This window comes from Burkholderia sp. YHN3-13 (assembly GCF_055810675.1).
This window is the reverse complement of sequence record NZ_JBVVNQ010000001.1, coordinates 252734-268405: the sequence shown is the minus strand read 5'-3', so window position 1 is coordinate 268405 and position 15672 is coordinate 252734. Positions and strand designations below refer to the sequence as shown.

Below are 15672 nucleotides of genomic sequence, written 5' to 3'. Positions count from 1 at the left end.
CGCGCTCAGGACAGCGTCGGCGGCAGCGACAGGCGCGGGTTGTCGCTGGACGTCGGTGCCTTGTGCTGTGGCGACGTGCCGTCGGCCGGATAGTAGGTCGCCGACCATCGGAACGACGGGCCGTAGGTTCCCGATGGCGGCAGGTAGGCCCACCACGCATCGGCGCTGTTGCGGTCGAACGAGATCGTCTGTTCGTTTTCACGTGCGGCATCGCTGCCGGTCCACAGGCTCGCTTCCACGCGCACGTAGCGCTCCCAGGAGACGGACTGCGCCGATACCTGGACCGTCGCGAGCGCGATCTCCGGCCCGGCGGGCGTCAGCTCGAATGGCGATCGGGTCAGCGCGATCGGCTTCGGCCTGCCGCCGCCGTCGGGCGTTGCCGTGCCCGCGAAGCTCAGCACGACCCGCTCCGGCTCGACCGCGGCGACGCGCGTTTCCCAGGTCGGCGCGCTCGGGGTGAGGTTGATCTGCGGCAGGCCGGTCTGGAGTTGCCAGCCGGAGCCCAGTTCGAGCGTCTGGACCGACGTGAGGCGCATCGCGCTGTAGAGCGGCGGCGTGGTCAGCATGCCGGGCGCAAAGACGCGCACCAGCCGCGTGCTGAGCGGATAGGGCACCTCGAAGCGGCCCTGCGGCACGGCCTCGCCCTCGAGGTTCGTCGATCCGCTGGACAGCACATAGGTCAGGCCGGCCACCAGCGGCCGCGCACGATCGTAGTCCTGGCCGGGGCGCAGCAGGACCGACCGTTGCGCGCGGGACAACTCGGCCGTCTTGGGTTGGTTGTCGTACTGCCAGGTCAGCGTCACTTTCTCGACCACGTCGAAGTCGATGGCGTCGCTGGCCAGCAGGATGCGGCCGAAATCGTCGAGCACGATCGACCGCGCGCCGTCGCTCGCGCGGGCCGGCGCGGTCCACGCAGGCGTGCCGTCGGTATAGGTGACCGTCCAGTCGTAGACGAACCATGCCTGTTCCGGCGGCGCGAACGGCAGCGAGAGCGTCACGCTCGGGTGCGTCTTGGCGAGTTCTGCAGTCCTGACCACGCCGTCGTAGCCGGTCACGCGCAACGCGACGGCGGCCACCGCGAATGCGTTGACGTCGGCGGCGGCGATCGAGAAGCGAACGTCGGCCGGCGGCGCGGGGATGATGGCGATGCCTTGCGTGGCCACGCCCGTGCCGGATCGCCGGGTGCCGTCCGTCATCGCGTAGTCGGCGGCCCATTCGACGATGCCCGGGCCGGGCAGCGCGAAGCACCACGCATACGGCCGCTCGCGGGTGAAGGTGTGGGACTGTCCCCCGACGGCGACCTGTACCGAGGACACGGCCGTCCAGTCGAGCGCGTCGAGCAGCGCCGTGACGGAGACGGGTTCGGCGGCGCCGCCGATCGTGGCCTCGGTGCCGACGAAGGGGACCGGAGCGCGCGCGACCTGTTCGCCGGCCTCGTAATCGAGCACCGAGGCGTAGAACGCCTGTCCCGTGTCGGCCGCGGCCACGTCGATCTGCCACGTGCGCCGCGGCGTGTCGGTGTCGAGGACGAGCGTCGCTTGCTGGTAAGCGTTGCGTACCGGATCCTTGAACTCGAGCAGCAGCGTCGCCCGCCGGGGGGCGGGAGGCGATGCGGGGCCGGATTCGGTCGCCAGCTTGACGGTGTAGGTGAGCGTTGTCATGGTCGCGCGCTTGGGTCGGTCGGGAGGGCGGTCAGACCAGGTCGGTCTCGTCGGCCTTGTCGGTCTCGTCGAGGTCGCGGGTCAGGACGTCGCTTGCCGGCAGCCGTACCGAATAGACCGGCTTCGTCCCGCCCTTGGTATCGTGGGGCAGCACCAGCGTGTTGTTGTCGTAACTGCCCTGCGGCCCTTCGACGCCGCGGTTGGTCCCGGCTTCGAAGTAGGTCGTCGCGTACTGGAATTCCGTCGACGCATCGACTTCGCGCGCGAACGTGTAGTAGTAGGGCGACGGGAGGATCGTGGTGCCGTTCGACAGCGTCGTGGGCTTGAAGATGCAGGAGTCGATGTCGGTCTTGCCCGACCCCGACGCGCGGTACATCTGGACTTCGACCTGGATGTACGTCTTCCAGTCGACCAGCGACGGATCGAACGTCACCGTGAAGGGCAACTGGACCGGGAACACGTCCAGTGCGAACGACGGCGTATTGCCGTAGCGCACCTTGCGGACCGCGACGGATTTGCGCGTGTTGTTCTTGTCGCGGTAATAGACCGTGCCGTCGACCTGGACGGTCGAGGTGCTGCGCTTGACGGCCTGGTATTCCCACGTGCCGGTGTAGTAGTCCTCGATCCCCAGTTCGTGGAACTTGTGCGTCTGGCGATCCGGGCTGTCCGGCTGGTCGGTGTAGCCGGTCGTCAGCGAGACGCCGGTGATCGCCGGCAGCGCGATACTACCCCCCGGAATCGTGTCGTTCATGACGGTGACCGTGAAGTCGGCGGGGGCGATCATGCTGTAGACGGTCAGGGTCTGGCTGTTCACCACCGGGTACACCGACTGCGGCTGGTTGACGATGATGTCGCCGTTCGTCAGCACGTAGGTGACCGCATAGCTGTAGTTCGCGCCGCTCGGCTGATAGCTGTGGCTGCGGAACTGCACGGCCTGGGCGTTCTTGGTGACCTTGCGCTGATCGACGAACAGCTTGGAGCCGGCGGTCGGCAGGTACGTGAAGTCGATCAGCACGAAGTCGACGTTGTTGCCCGGTTTTTCCGATGCGAATGCGATGTTCGAGCAGATGAACTCGGCTTGCTGGTAGCCGAGGTCGGTGTTGGAAATCTGGAGCTGGTCGCTGCTGCTCTTGAATGGCGGCGACGTGAAGGCATCGCCGTCTTCGGGCTCGACCTGGTACCAGTACGTGTATTCCGATACGAATTGCTTGTTCGCGCCGAAGAAACCGTTGGATTCGTAATGCCAGGTATTGGCCGTGTCGGCGGTGAATGCGTTGGATTCCGGCTGGCCCTTGCCCGGATAGTCGATCGTCACGGTGACCTTCCTGATGCCCGCGTTCTTCAGGTCGGCCGACATCGTCACGGACACATCCAGCGTGCGGTTGTCGACCGTCTTGTCCAGCCGGCTCCAGACCGTCTTGTCGAAGGTCGGCAGGAAGCCCTGCGGCATGATCGTCCAGTCGATGACCTCGTTTTCCTGGTAGACGCGCTGGAACGAGCCGATCGAGTTGATGCTGAAATCGTCGGCCGCGCTCGCGCCGAGGCGGCGCGCGACATCGTCGGCGGCGGCCTGGACCAGCCCCTCGAGCGTCGTGAACGCCCAGTCGTGGACGCGTTGCCGGAACTCGTCCGACGGCTGGACCGACCACGCCAGGTCGACCTTGCCGGAATCGGACTTCTGCATGTATTCGCGGATCGTGGTGCGCCGTCCGGTCTCGCTGCCCCAGACGTTGCGGTCGATGTGGACGGTCTTCTGGTAGCTGGCGGCGATCGCGCAGTCGTAGGTCACGGTGGCCTTGACGGCCGGCAGCTGGCTCAGCGTCGTGGCGACATACTGGATCGACCAGGTCGACAGGCCGACGCCCGAGTCGAAGATGTCGCGAATCGCCTTGACGTCGGCGGCGGTCTTCAGGTCGATGATGAACGTCGCCGCGTTGCTGCCGAAATTGGACGGCGTGACGTTGAGCTGCGTATCGGGCGCCGTGGACGGAAGCGTCAGCGTCAGGAACGCCTGGGCGTCGTTCCACACGAACTGGCCGAATTCGATGCCCTGGCCCAGGACGTTCTTCACGGCCTGGTAGGCCTCCGGGTCGATCACGAGTTCGGTCGTAAACGTCACCGTGCCGGCCGAGCCGCTGTTCGTCCTGAACTCGGTCAGCGCGAACGCCGGAAGGGTGATGCCGTCGACGGTCTGGGTGGCGAGCTGGGGTTTCGGCACGATGTACCAGAGATTCGTGTTCGCGAAATCGCGATAGACGGTGACGCTCTTCCTGTCGTTGTCGTACTTGATGACTCGGGAGTCCTGAATATTGATCATTTCCATCTCCAGTTGAGAACGCGTGGTGTGTCATGCGAGTCCGGCGGAAATTCGCGCGCGGTGCGGCCCGAATCCCCGCCCCCGGACCGAGGGCCGGGTCGAGGTGCGGGGTTTCCGAACCGCGTTACGCCGGATATGTGCCGGTTCGAGGTCAAACGCTCACGGACCCTTCGGGCGGGCTTCCCGTATCGATGCGCCGAAGGTACAGGTGGAAATTAGGCAGTCTGGTGCGACGGTGCAATTACAGGCAATTACACTTGGCGCGATGGCGTGAGACCGATCGGTGCCGGGCGAGGAACGTGGGCCGCGGGCGGCCGCCTGGTTGGCGCCGGGAACGAACCGGAAGGGGCGCGCCGGGTGGCGCGCGGATCGTTTGTCGGCCCCCGGGCCGAACGGGGCACGATTTTCCCGGTCAAGCGGTCGCGACCGGTAAAACTTGATCGGTAAATGTCCGGACGCGCAGTGAATTATTTTCCGGCTATAGTGAAACCACTGAGGGTAGACGCGGCGCCTTTTGCCGATGCCGTTCAGGTCACGACTGTAGACGGGTGCTGTATGAAAAATAAAACCGACAAGATCACCGGACCGATCTGGGGCGTAGCAGCAGGATTGCTTCTTGCTGGGGCAGGATTGAGTCTGGGCATTCTCCCGGCGTCGCTGCGCGGCGCGGGAAGCGCAAACGACTTCATGGCGTCCGGCATCGCGATGCTCGGCATCTTTCTCGTCGTTTATTCCACGCACGAATTGCGAAGACAGCGCACGCACTGAGCGTTCGCGCGCCGCCGATCCACGAACGACGACCCGAGCGGGGCGACCGCACGCTCGCGCGCGGTGCGCTTACGCCTTGCGGATTTCGTGGTTGTAGACGAGTTCGACGATTCGCTTCGTCGGAATACTGGCGCGCAGCCCGTCGACACCGTCGATCGGAAACCACTTGCATTTCTCGATCTCGTTGCTCGCTTGCGGCGTCTGGTCCGGGCCGACTTCCGCGAAGAACACGTGATGGATCTTCGCGAGCCCGGTGAACTGCATCGAATACGTCAGGTCCTGGCCGGTCATGCCGGTTTCTTCGCACAGCTCGCGATGCGCGGCCTCGAGCGGCGTTTCCCCGCGTTTGATGGTGCCGCCGGGCAAGGCCCAGCGCGACGCCGTGCGCGCGACGAGCAGCACGCGCGCGTCGCGGTAGCAGACGATGGTCGCGCGTTCCTTGACCTGGACGGTCGTTGCCGCGGGGGCGTTGTTGGGGGCGGGGACTTGGGGCATATCGTGATTCTAACCAGCACGAATCGATCGACCAAGGTGGCCTGACCGGGTTTGACTTTTGATTGTCCTGGCCGGCGCGCCCAGGCGCCGTCGGGGCCATGCCGCGCCGGCTACCCGGCTGCGGCTCAAGCATCGGGTGCCGCGCGTGCTGCAACCGGCCAGGCCGCAAGTCATCCCGACCGGTTCCACGTCAGCGCTTCGGCAGAGCGGGCGGCCGGACGTCGCGTTCGGCGCGTCGAGGTTCGCGCGCAGCGGCGCCGCCTGTCAGGCACGCCGCGTCGCCCTGCGGCGCGTCCGGTCATTTCTTTTCCGGCAGGAACCAGTTCATCACGAGCGCGCAGATGCCGCCCGTCGCCACACCCGATTCCAGCACGTTCTTCAGCGCGTGCGGCAGGCTGTTGAGGATGTCCGGCACCTGCGACACGCCGAGGCCGAGCGCCAGCGACACCGCGATGATCAGCAGCGCGCGACGATCGAGCTGGACACCCGCGAGGATGTTGATGCCCGAGGCGGCCACCGCGCCGAACATCACCATCGCCGCGCCGCCGAGCACGGGCTCCGGCACGGCCTGCAGCACGCCGGCGACGACCGGGAACAGGCCGAGCACCACGAGCATCCCCGCGATCCAGATGCCGACGTGGCGGCTCGCGACGCCGGTGATCTGGATCACGCCGTTGTTCTGCGCGAACACCGAGCTCGGGAACGTGTTGAACACGCCGGCCAGCAGCGAGTTCGCGCCGTTGACGAGCACGCCGCCCTTGATGCGCTGCATCCACACCGGGCCTTCGACCGGCTCGCTCGAGATTTTGCTGGTGGCCGTGACGTCGCCGATCGCCTCGAGCGACGTGACGAGATAGATGATCAGCATCGGCACGAACAGCGACCACGAGAAGCCGATGCCGAAGTGCAGCGGCGTCGGCACCTGGAACAGCGCGGCCTGGTGCATGCCCGTGAAGTCGAGGCGGCCGAGGAACGCGGCCGCGAGGTAGCCGATCACGAGCGCGATGACGAGCGCGGTACTGCGTACCCAGACGACCGGCACGCGGTTCAGCAGGATGATCGTGCCGAGCACGAGCCCCGACAGCGTCAGGTTCTCCGCGCTCGCGAACGTGCCCTTGGCCATCGCGCCGTAGCCGCCGCCCATGCTGATGAGGCCGACCTTGATCAGCGTGAGGCCGATCAGCAGCACGACGATGCCGGTGACGAGCGGCGTGATCAGGCGCTTCACGAACGGCAGGATGCGCGACACGCCCATCTCGACGAACGAACCGGCGATCACGACGCCGAAGATCGCGGCCATCACGGTCTCGACCGGCGTGCCTTGCTTGACCATCAGGCTGCCGCCCGCGATCAACGGGCCGACGAAGTTGAAGCTGGTGCCCTGGACGATCAGCAGGCCGGCGCCCAGCGGGCCGAAGCGCTTGCACTGGACGAAGGTGGCGATGCCGGAAATCACCAGCGACATCGACACGATCAGGGTCGTATCGCGGCTGGGCACGCCGAGCGCTTGGCAGATCAGCAGGCCGGGCGTGACGATCGGCACGATGATCGCCAGCAGGTGTTGTAGCGCGGCGACGAACGCGACCATCGGCGCCGGCCGGTCGTTCGGGCCGTAGACGAGGTCGCGGGCCGCATCGGCGGCGTCGGCGCCGTGGGCGACGGGTTGGGCGGAGGAGGCGGGTTGCATGGCGAGCGGGCCGGACAAGGTGGAAAGTGCGGCATTTTAGCCGAAGGCCCCGCCCGCGCCGCCGGCGCGCGCTGCGCTGGTGGCGATTCGGCGGAGCGAGGAAAGGGGCTGGATCGGCGCCGGGCGGTCAGCGGGTTGGCCGCGCGTCAGCCGGCCTTGCGGGTGCCGGCGCCGCGCGCCGTCGCGCGCGGCGCCCGGGAATCCGGATACGCACGCTGGCAGACCGCGATGACCGCGTCGCGCAGACGGCGCTGCACCGGGTCGCCGTGCATGCGCGGATGCCACAGCGCGGACACGAGGATGGCCGGCAGGCGAACCGGGATCTCGAAGCTGCGCAGCCCGAGGGCATCCGTGAGCCCCGGCGAGAAGGCGTTGCCGAGACACGAGCGCGGCACGAGCGCGATCAGGTCGGTGCTGGCCGCGACGCGCATCGCGTCGGGGTAGCCGGGCACCACGACGTGCACGGGCGGGCCCGAGCCGGTTCGATCGGCCGAATCGCCGGCCGGCCCGCTGAAATCGCCGAGCTGGGCCGAGATGACGTGACGGCAGGCCGCGTAGCGCGCCGGCGTGATCCGGGCCGACGCGAACAGCGGGTGCCCGGCGCGCGCCACCGCGACGTGCCAGTCGTGAAAGAGCATGCGCGTGTGCAGTTCGGGCGCATCGTCGCCGCGCTTGCCGATTTCCAGGTCGACCGTGCCGTCGCGCAGCGCCTGCGGATCGCGGTCCGGCTTCGCTACGAAGCGGATACGCACGTGCGGGGCGATTTCGCCGAGCGCGGCGACCACCGGGCCGGACAGCATTTCCATGAACGACGCGGCCGCCCGAATGGTGAACGTCGCCGCGAGCGTCGCCATGTCGACGTCGGCCGTGGCCGGCCGCAGCACGGCGCGTGCGTCGCTCGCGAGCGCATGCACGCGATCGCGCAACGCGGCCGCGTGCGGCGTCGGCACGAGCCTGCGCCCGGCGCGGACGAGCAACGGGTCGCCGGTGGCCAGCCGCAGCCGCGTGAGCGTGCGGCTCATCGCGGACGTGCTCAGGCCAAGGCGGCGCGCGGCGCCGGTCACGCTGCTTTCCGACAGCAGCGCGTCGAGGGCGGTGACGAGGTTCAGGTCGATGTCTTCCATCCGGACAGGATACGCGCGTTGCGCGGCTGACATGGCGTTGGATGCAACGATGGATTGCATCCAGTGCGTCTGGCGCCTGCTGTAATGCCTGCCTATAGTGGGCGCATGACGCAATCCGGCAAAGGCGGACCCCATGCAATCGACCGAATCGAATCGAAACATCCCCGCGATCCTGCTCGTCGCGGCGTCGCGCGGCCTTGGGCTGGCGATGGCGGAAGCATTCCTGGACAAGGGCTGGAACGTGACGGGCACCGTGCGCGAAGGATCGGGACGCACGAAGCTGCACGACCTCGCGGGCCGGTACGACGGCCGGCTCGACATCGAGATGCTCGACATCTGCGAGCCCGCGCAACTGGCCGCGCTCCGCGAGCGCCTGTCAGGCCGGCGCTTCGACATGCTGTTCGTGAATGCCGGGACGACCAACGACCCGGGTGAAACGATTGGTGAAGTGACGACCGACGAATTCGTGCGCGTGATGATCACGAATGCGCTGGCGCCGATGCGTACGATCGAGACATTTCAGGATCTCGTGACCGACGACGGCCTGATCGGTGCGATGTCGTCGGGGCAGGGCAGTGTCGCGAACAACGTCAGCGGGATGCGAGAGGTGTATCGCGGCAGCAAGGCGGCGCTGAACCAGTTCATGCGCAGCTTCGCGGCGCGCCAGGCCGACACGCGGCGTGCGCTGGCGCTGATGGCGCCCGGATGGGTGCGCACCGAGCTCGGCGGGCCCGAGGCGCGCCTGACCATCGACGAGAGCGTGCCGAGCCTCGTCGACGTGCTGCTGGCGAAGCGGGCGCGGCCGGGGCTCGAATACCTCGACTATCTGGGGCGCACGGTGCCGTGGTAGCCGCCGTGGCGTCGGCGGGCGGAAAGGGCGGCCGGTTGCGATCCGGCTTGCGTTGAAAGCGTCGCGGAACCCGACGGTTTCAGCGCCCGGTCGCGGTACTGCGAACGCATGGCCGATTGAATACAATGCGACGACGAGCCAGTGATACGGTGCCGCGTCTTCGCGTTCGACGCATTGCGCGCGTCCCGTCACGGCAGGTTTCCGCAAACACGGAGCGCAGCATGAGCCAACCCTACCTGCAGGTCATCGCGCACTTCTTCGCGTCTCCCGGCAATGGCGGCCGCGTGGTCGAACTGCTCGCGGAACTCGCGACGGCGACGCGCGCCGAGCCGATGAATCTCGACTACGAATATTTCCGGTCGCCGGAGAATCCCGACCACATCGTGATCCTCGAGCGCTACCGCGAGGCGGACGGCCTCGACGTACATCGGGAAACGCCGCATTTCCAGCGGATCGGGATCGGTGCGATCTTTCCGTTGCTCGATCGCCGCGAAGTGTCGCGCTTCATGGTGCAGCCGGACACCGGCACGGCGACGCTACCGGGAGGCACCCGATGAATCCGTTTCAATTCCGTACCGTTCCGACGCAGATCGTCGAATTCGGCGCCGCGCGCCGGCTCGGCGCGCTGTTGCGCGAACGCTTTCCGGCGCTCGCGCGGCTGTGCGTCGTCACCGATGCGTTCCTGCATCGCAGCGGCGTGCTCGCGCCCGCGCTGGAGAGCCTCGCCGCGCACGGCTGGCAGGTGACCGTGATCGACGACGTGATCGCCGATCCGCCCGAGCACGTGGTGCTCGAAGCGACCGAGCGCGCCGTCGCGGCCGATGCCGAGATCGTGCTCGGCCTGGGCGGCGGGTCATCGATGGACGTCGCGAAGCTGATCGCGGTGCTCGCGCCGCGGCAGCAGGCGCTGGCCGACATGTACGGCGTCGACAAGGTCACGAGCGCGCGGCTGCCGCTCGTGCAGATGCCGACGACGGCCGGCACCGGCTCCGAGGTCACGGCCGTGTCGATCGTGACGGTCGGTGAGGCGCGCAAGATGGGTGTCGTATCGCCGCACCTGTTCGCGGACGTCGCGATCCTCGACGCGGAACTCACGCTCGGCCTGCCGCGTGCGGCCACCGCCGCGACCGGCATCGACGCGATGGTACATGCGATCGAGGCGTATACGTCCGCGCGGCTGAAGAATCCGGTGTCCGACATGCTGGCGACGCACGCGCTCACGCTGCTGTCGCGCAACCTGCTCGCGGCATGCGACGACGGCCGCAACCGGCACGCGCGCGAGGCGATGCTGGTCGGTGCGATGTTCGCGGGGCAGGCATTCGCGAACGCGCCGGTCGCGGCCGTGCATGCGCTGGCCTATCCGGTCGGCGGCATTTTCCACGTGCCGCACGGGCTGTCGAATGCACTGGTGTTGCCGCATGTGCTGCGCTTCAATGCGCCGGCCGCCGCGCCGCTGTACGCGGAACTCGCGGCGATCGTCGCGCCGTCGGCGACCGGCAGCGACGAAGCGCGCACGCATGCGCTGATCGCCGAGATCGACCGGCTGATCGTCGCGACGGGCATTCCGCGCACGCTGCGCGAAGTCGGCATCGGCGAGCGCGACCTGCCGCGCATGGCGTCGGATGCGATGCTGCAGACGCGCCTGCTCGTGAACAATCCGCGCGAGGTGACGGAGACCGACGCGCTGGAGATCTACCGGCAGGCGTGGTGACGCGGCGCGCGGCCGCCCGGCAGGTTCAGGCGCGCGACGCGTCGGCGCCGGCCGCCACCACGTACGCCGACGCCTGCTTCGTGCCGTCCGGCCGCGTCTGCAGGTACACGCCCTGGATCTCCGGCTCGAAGCCCGGCAGCGCGTTGATCCCGGCTTCGAGCGCCCGGAAGTAGTCGAGTGCCGGGCCGCCCCAGGCTTCGCCGGGCACCACGCAGAAGATGCCGGGCGGATAGGGCAGCGCGCCTTCGGTCGCGATCCGGCCTTCGATGCGCTCGAGCGTGACGAGCTCGACGTTGTTGCGGATCAGCTCGGCGTTCGCGGCCTGCGGCTGCATCACCTGCTTCGGAAACTGCGCGCGCCGGAACATCTGCTTCTGCAGGTGCTTCATGTCGTGGCTGCGGTAGAAGTCGTGCATGCGCTGGCACAGCTGCCGCAGGCGCATGGTGCCGTACAGCTCCGGATAGGCTTCGCACAGCGACGGAATCGCTTCGCGCAGCGGCGTGTCCTGGTCGAGATGGCGTTCGAACTGCGCGAGGTGCGCGACCAGATGCTGCAGCTTGCCGAAACTTTCCGACGGCGTGAGCAGGAACAGGATCGTGTACAGGTCGGCTTTCTCGGGCACGACGCCGTGCTCGCGCAGGTAGCGCGCGAGGATCGGCGCCGGTGCACCGAACGGCGCGTACTCGTGCGTGTCGCGATCGATGCCGGGCGTCGTCAGCAGCAGCTTGCATGGATCGACGAAGTACTGGTCGTCCGCATAACCTTCGAAGCCGTGCCACGTGTCGGACGGGTGGAAGCGGAAGAAGCGCAGGTCGTCGACGATCTGCTCGGTCGGGTAGTCGGCCCACGGGCGGCCGTCGATCTGTTGCGGAACGAACGGACGGATCTGGCGGCAGGTCTTCATCAGCAGCTTGCGCGTATCGACACCGTGTGCGACGCAGTCGCGCCACAGACGCTTGCCGGCCGGGCCCGCGTGCATCTGCGCGTTGACGTCGAGCGCCGCGAACATCGGGTAGAACGGGCTCGTCGACGCGTGGATCATGTACGCGTTGTTGAAGCGGCGGTGATCGCAGAAGCGCTTCTGGCCTTCGATGTGGCTGTCCTTCTTGTGGATTTGCGACGTTTGCGAGAAGCCGGCCTGCTGCTTGTGCACCGACTGAGTGACGAAGATGCCGGGATCGTCGGGGCCGAGCGTCAGCATCAGCGGCGAGCAGTCCTGCATCATCGGGATGAACTGCTCGTAGCCGACCCACGCCGAATCGAACAAGATGTAGTCGCACAGATGGCCGATCCGGTCGACGATCTCGCGGGCGTTGTAGATCGTGCCGTCGTAGGTGCCGAGCTGGATCACCGCCAGCCGGAACGGGCGCGGCAGGTCCGCGCGCTCGGGCGCGACGTCGCGGATCGCGTCGCGAATGCGCGCTTCGTCGAGCGCCGCGCTGTCGACGCCGCCGATGAGGCCCCACGCGTTGCGCGCGGTTTCGAGGTACACCGGCCGCGCGCCGGACAGCACCAGCGCGCCGAGGTGCACCGACTTGTGATTGTTGCGGTCGAACAGCACGAGATCGTCCGGCGCGAGCAACGCGCTCGTGACGACCTTGTTCGACGTCGACGTGCCGTTCAGCACGAACCAGGTCTTGTCCGCGTTGTAGATCCGCGCGGCATTGCGCTGCGCTTCCAGCGCCGGGCCTTCGTGGATCAGCAGGTCGCCGAGCCGGACGTCCGCGTTGCAGAGGTCCGAGCGAAAGATCGTTTCGCCGAAGAAGTCGAAGAACATCCGGCCGAGCGGATGACTGGAGAAGAACTGGCCGCCCTGGTGGCCCGGGCAGTCGAACTCCACGTAGCCGCGCTGCACGTATTCGCGCATGACCTTGAAGAACGGCGGCAGCAGGTTCTCGCTGTAGATGTCGGCGGCGGCGGAAATCTGCCGGCCGTAGTAGTGGCGGCCGCCGTGCCGGAGCTGGATCACGCCGCTCGCGCGCGGCAGCACCGACGGCGGCACTTCCTGGTCGGGCTCGACCGCGACGAAGAACGGAATCGCGAAACCGGTTCTTTCGACGGTATTCAGCACCTTTTGTGCCGAATCAATTCCGACGACGACTGCCGCGATATTCGTGAAATCGGTCTGGAATACGTCGACCTGTTCGTGCGTGGTGAGGAAGGCGCCAATCAGCGCCGGCTCGACTGCGATTTTCAACAGGCTCACGCAAACTCTCCCGTAAATGTGCGGAAGCGGGAGCCGTATTCGCACCGGCACGTCGCTCTGATCCGACATGCGCCGCAGCCGATTGAAACGCTCCCGCGAATGCCGAAGGCCGAATGCGCGCTGCGCGATGGAGCCTTGCGCGGCGCGGCACGGCCGCGATCGGGCCGTGCCCGGTGCAGCCGATCGTAGCAACAAAAGCGTGCGAATTCAATCGACCGGAATCGACAATGTCATTCAAGGATGAGAAGGATCAAATAATCGGGAATTGCCGTGCTGCATTGCACATAAAAATGATTCAATTATGAAATCCGTTTTGAAAGGCGCCGATGGTTTTACCGAATCGTCAGCTTTTCACCGAAAGGCATCTATGGCATAGTCGGCTCCGAATTGGATGGCGAATCAAACCGGAATTGCGAGCGTCTCACGCCGCGGACCGTGGCCTGCTGTTCGCGTGCTCGTGAGATGAACAACACAACAATCGAAGCATCGGAACCGCGAGGGCAACATCATGAATACTTCTGCCGGTGGCATTCGTCGGCTCGGCATGCGCGCGCTGCTGGTCGACGACGAGATCACGCAGGAAACGGCGACCGGGCGAGCGGTTCGCACGCTGAGCGCGGAGCTCGCGCAACGCGACATCGACGTGCTCACGGCGTCCTCCGCCGACGATGCGATCATGCTGATCCGTTCCGATCCGTCGATCCAGTGCGTGCTGCTCGACTGGGATCTCGGCGTGGACGGCCACGGGCCGTCCGAGGCCGTGGTCGACGCGGTCCGGCAGCGCAACGGCAACGTGCCGATCTTCCTGCTGGCCGACCGCAGCGTGGCATCGTCGGTGCCGTCCGCGGTGATGGGGCAGGTCGACGATTTCGTGTGGCTGCTCGAGGATACGGCCGACTTCATCGGCGGCCGCATCCACGCGGCGATCGAACGCTATCGCGCGAACGTGCTGCCGCCGATGTTCGGCGCGCTCGCGAAGTTCTCGCGGGTCTATGAGTATTCGTGGCATACGCCCGGCCATACGGGCGGCACGGGCTTCCTGAAATCGCCGGTCGGCCGTGCGTTCTTCGAATACTTCGGCGAATCGCTGTTCCGCTCGGACCTGTCGATCTCGGTCGGCGAACTCGGCTCGCTGCTCGATCACTCGGGCCCGATCGGCGAAAGCGAACGCTACGCGGCGCGCGTGTTCGGCGCGCATCGCACGTATCACGTGACGAACGGCTCGTCGACGTCGAACCGCATCATCCTGATGGCGAGCGTGAGCCGCGACCAGATCGCGCTGTGCGACCGCAACTGTCACAAGTCGGCGGAGCACGCGATGACGATGTCGGGCGCGATCCCGACCTACCTCGTGCCGACACGCAACCGCTACGGGATCATCGGGCCGATCGCATCCGAGCGTCTCACGCAGACGGCGATCCGCGAGGCGATCGCGTCGAACCCGCTCACGGCCGGGCTGGCCGATCGCCAGCCGAAGCACGCGATCATCACGAACTCGACGTACGACGGGCTCTGCTACAACGTCACGCGCGTGGAAGAACTGCTCGGCGCGAGCGTCGACCGGTTGCATTTCGACGAAGCCTGGTACGGTTACGCGCGTTTCAACCCGATCTACCGCGACCGCCATGCGATGCACGGCGACCCGCGCGACCATCATGCCGACCGGCCCACGGTGTTCGCGACACAGTCGACGCACAAGCTGCTGACCGCATTGTCGCAGGCGTCGTACATCCACGTGCGCGACGGCCGCAGCCCGATTCCGCATGGCCAGTTCAACGAAACATTCATGATGCACGCGTCGACGTCGCCGAACTACGCGATCATCGCGTCGAACGACGTCGCGGCGGCGATGATGGACGGCCCCGGCGGCGCGGCGCTGACGCACGAATCGATCGAGGAAGCCGTCGCGTTCCGGCAGATGATCGCGCGGATGAACAACGAATTCGGCGCGAAGGGCGACTGGTTCTTCGAATGCTGGCAGCCCGACACGGTACTCGAGGCGCGTACGGGCCGTACGCTGCCGTTCCACGACGCGCCGGCCGAGCTGCTCGCGAGCGACCCGTCATGCTGGGTGCTGCGCCCCGGTGCGCAATGGCACGGCTTCGGCAACATCGAGGACGGCTACTGCATGCTCGATCCGATCAAGGTGTCGATCGTCACGCCGGGCGTCGCACCGGCCGGCGGCCTGATGCCGGTCGGCATCCCGGCGAGCGTCGTGACCGCGTATCTCGACGCGCGCGGGATCGTCGTCGAGAAGACGACCGACTTCACGATCCTGTTCCTGTTCTCGATCGGCATCACGAAGGGCAAGTGGGGCTCGCTCGTCAGCGCGCTGTGCGATTTCAAGCGCGACTACGACGCGAACCTGCCGCTCGACATGGCGATTCCGTCGCTCGCGAAGGAGCATGGCGCGCGCTACGCGGGCATGGGGCTGAAGGACCTGGCCGACACGATGTTCGCGGCGATGGAACAGCTCGGCACGACCCGGCTGATGTCGGAAGCGTTCTCGATCCTGCCGAAGCCGGAGATGAGCCCGGTGCGCGCGTACGAGCATCTCGTGCAGGGCCGCGTCGAGCAGGTCACGCTCGACGAACTGGCCGGGCGCACCGTCGCCACCGGCGTCGTGCCGTATCCGCCGGGCATTCCGCTCTTGATGCCGGGCGAGAACGCGGGGCCGGCAGGCGGCCCGGTGCTCGGCTACCTGAAGGCGCTCGAGGCGTACGACCGGCGTTTCCCGGGTTTTGCGCACGACACGCATGGCGTGGAAGTCGAGGACGGCACGTACCGCGTGTACTGCCTGACCGCGTGAGCGCCCGAACGAACGAGCGACCGGCCGCGCGGCGGCCCCACATC

Annotated in this window: 11 protein-coding genes; 5 read left to right on the top strand and 6 right to left on the bottom strand. The window is 67.0% G+C overall.

What is annotated here, in order from left to right; translation table 11 throughout:
* Positions 1–5: 5 nt before the first annotated feature.
* Both AC0KUR_RS01160 and AC0KUR_RS01155 read right to left on the bottom strand, forming a co-directional pair.
* Positions 6–1661 carry a hypothetical protein gene (locus AC0KUR_RS01160; RefSeq protein WP_473375221.1) on the bottom strand — a complete coding sequence of 552 codons (1656 nt, stop codon included), beginning with the start codon at positions 1659–1661 and terminating at the stop codon, positions 6–8.
* Positions 1662–1692: 31 nt separating this feature from the next.
* Positions 1693–3978 (bottom strand): hypothetical protein, encoded by a 2286-nt coding sequence (locus tag AC0KUR_RS01155; protein WP_154233692.1) that lies wholly within the window; start codon positions 3976–3978, stop codon positions 1693–1695.
* 555 nt (positions 3979–4533) lie between these two features.
* Here AC0KUR_RS01155 and AC0KUR_RS01150 point away from each other — a divergent pair.
* Positions 4534–4746, top strand: a complete 213-nt coding sequence (locus AC0KUR_RS01150) for a hypothetical protein (RefSeq protein WP_034185851.1) — start codon at positions 4534–4536, stop codon at positions 4744–4746.
* Positions 4747–4815: 69 nt separating this feature from the next.
* On the opposite strand, the gene AC0KUR_RS01145 is transcribed toward AC0KUR_RS01150, so the two are convergent.
* From AC0KUR_RS01145 to AC0KUR_RS01135, 3 genes are all read right to left on the bottom strand, one after another.
* Positions 4816–5241, bottom strand: a complete 426-nt coding sequence (locus AC0KUR_RS01145) for an NUDIX hydrolase (RefSeq protein WP_034185852.1) — start codon at positions 5239–5241, stop codon at positions 4816–4818.
* A gap of 298 nt (positions 5242–5539) precedes the next feature.
* A complete protein-coding gene (locus tag AC0KUR_RS01140; protein ID WP_473375220.1) occupies positions 5540–6928 on the bottom strand; it encodes a nucleobase:cation symporter-2 family protein in 1389 nt (462 codons plus the stop codon).
* A 146-nt stretch (positions 6929–7074) separates the two neighbouring features.
* Positions 7075–8052 (bottom strand): LysR substrate-binding domain-containing protein, encoded by a 978-nt coding sequence (locus AC0KUR_RS01135; RefSeq protein WP_059558303.1) that lies wholly within the window; start codon positions 8050–8052, stop codon positions 7075–7077.
* Between the two features lie 133 nt (positions 8053–8185).
* On the opposite strand from AC0KUR_RS01135, the gene AC0KUR_RS01130 reads away from it, so the two are divergent.
* The 3 genes from AC0KUR_RS01130 (at position 8186) to AC0KUR_RS01120 (ending at position 10613) form a co-directional block, all read left to right on the top strand.
* Positions 8186–8902: an SDR family oxidoreductase gene (locus tag AC0KUR_RS01130; RefSeq protein WP_473375219.1), complete on the top strand. Its 717-nt coding sequence runs from the start codon at positions 8186–8188 to the stop codon at positions 8900–8902.
* A 221-nt stretch (positions 8903–9123) separates the two neighbouring features.
* Positions 9124–9459, top strand: a complete 336-nt coding sequence (locus AC0KUR_RS01125; protein ID WP_473375218.1) for a putative quinol monooxygenase — start codon at positions 9124–9126, stop codon at positions 9457–9459.
* Complete coding sequence (locus AC0KUR_RS01120) at positions 9456–10613, top strand: iron-containing alcohol dehydrogenase (RefSeq protein WP_367189177.1); 1158 nt, start codon at positions 9456–9458, stop codon at positions 10611–10613. Before AC0KUR_RS01125 ends, AC0KUR_RS01120 begins: the two co-directional genes overlap by 4 nt.
* A gap of 25 nt (positions 10614–10638) precedes the next feature.
* On the opposite strand, the gene AC0KUR_RS01115 is transcribed toward AC0KUR_RS01120, so the two are convergent.
* A complete protein-coding gene (locus AC0KUR_RS01115) occupies positions 10639–12819 on the bottom strand; it encodes an ornithine decarboxylase (RefSeq protein ID WP_049031173.1) in 2181 nt (726 codons plus the stop codon).
* A 508-nt stretch (positions 12820–13327) separates the two neighbouring features.
* Here AC0KUR_RS01115 and AC0KUR_RS01110 point away from each other — a divergent pair.
* Entirely contained in the window at positions 13328–15628 is a 2301-nt protein-coding gene (locus AC0KUR_RS01110) for an Orn/Lys/Arg family decarboxylase (protein WP_473375217.1), read from the top strand.
* Positions 15629–15672 lie beyond the last annotated feature (44 nt).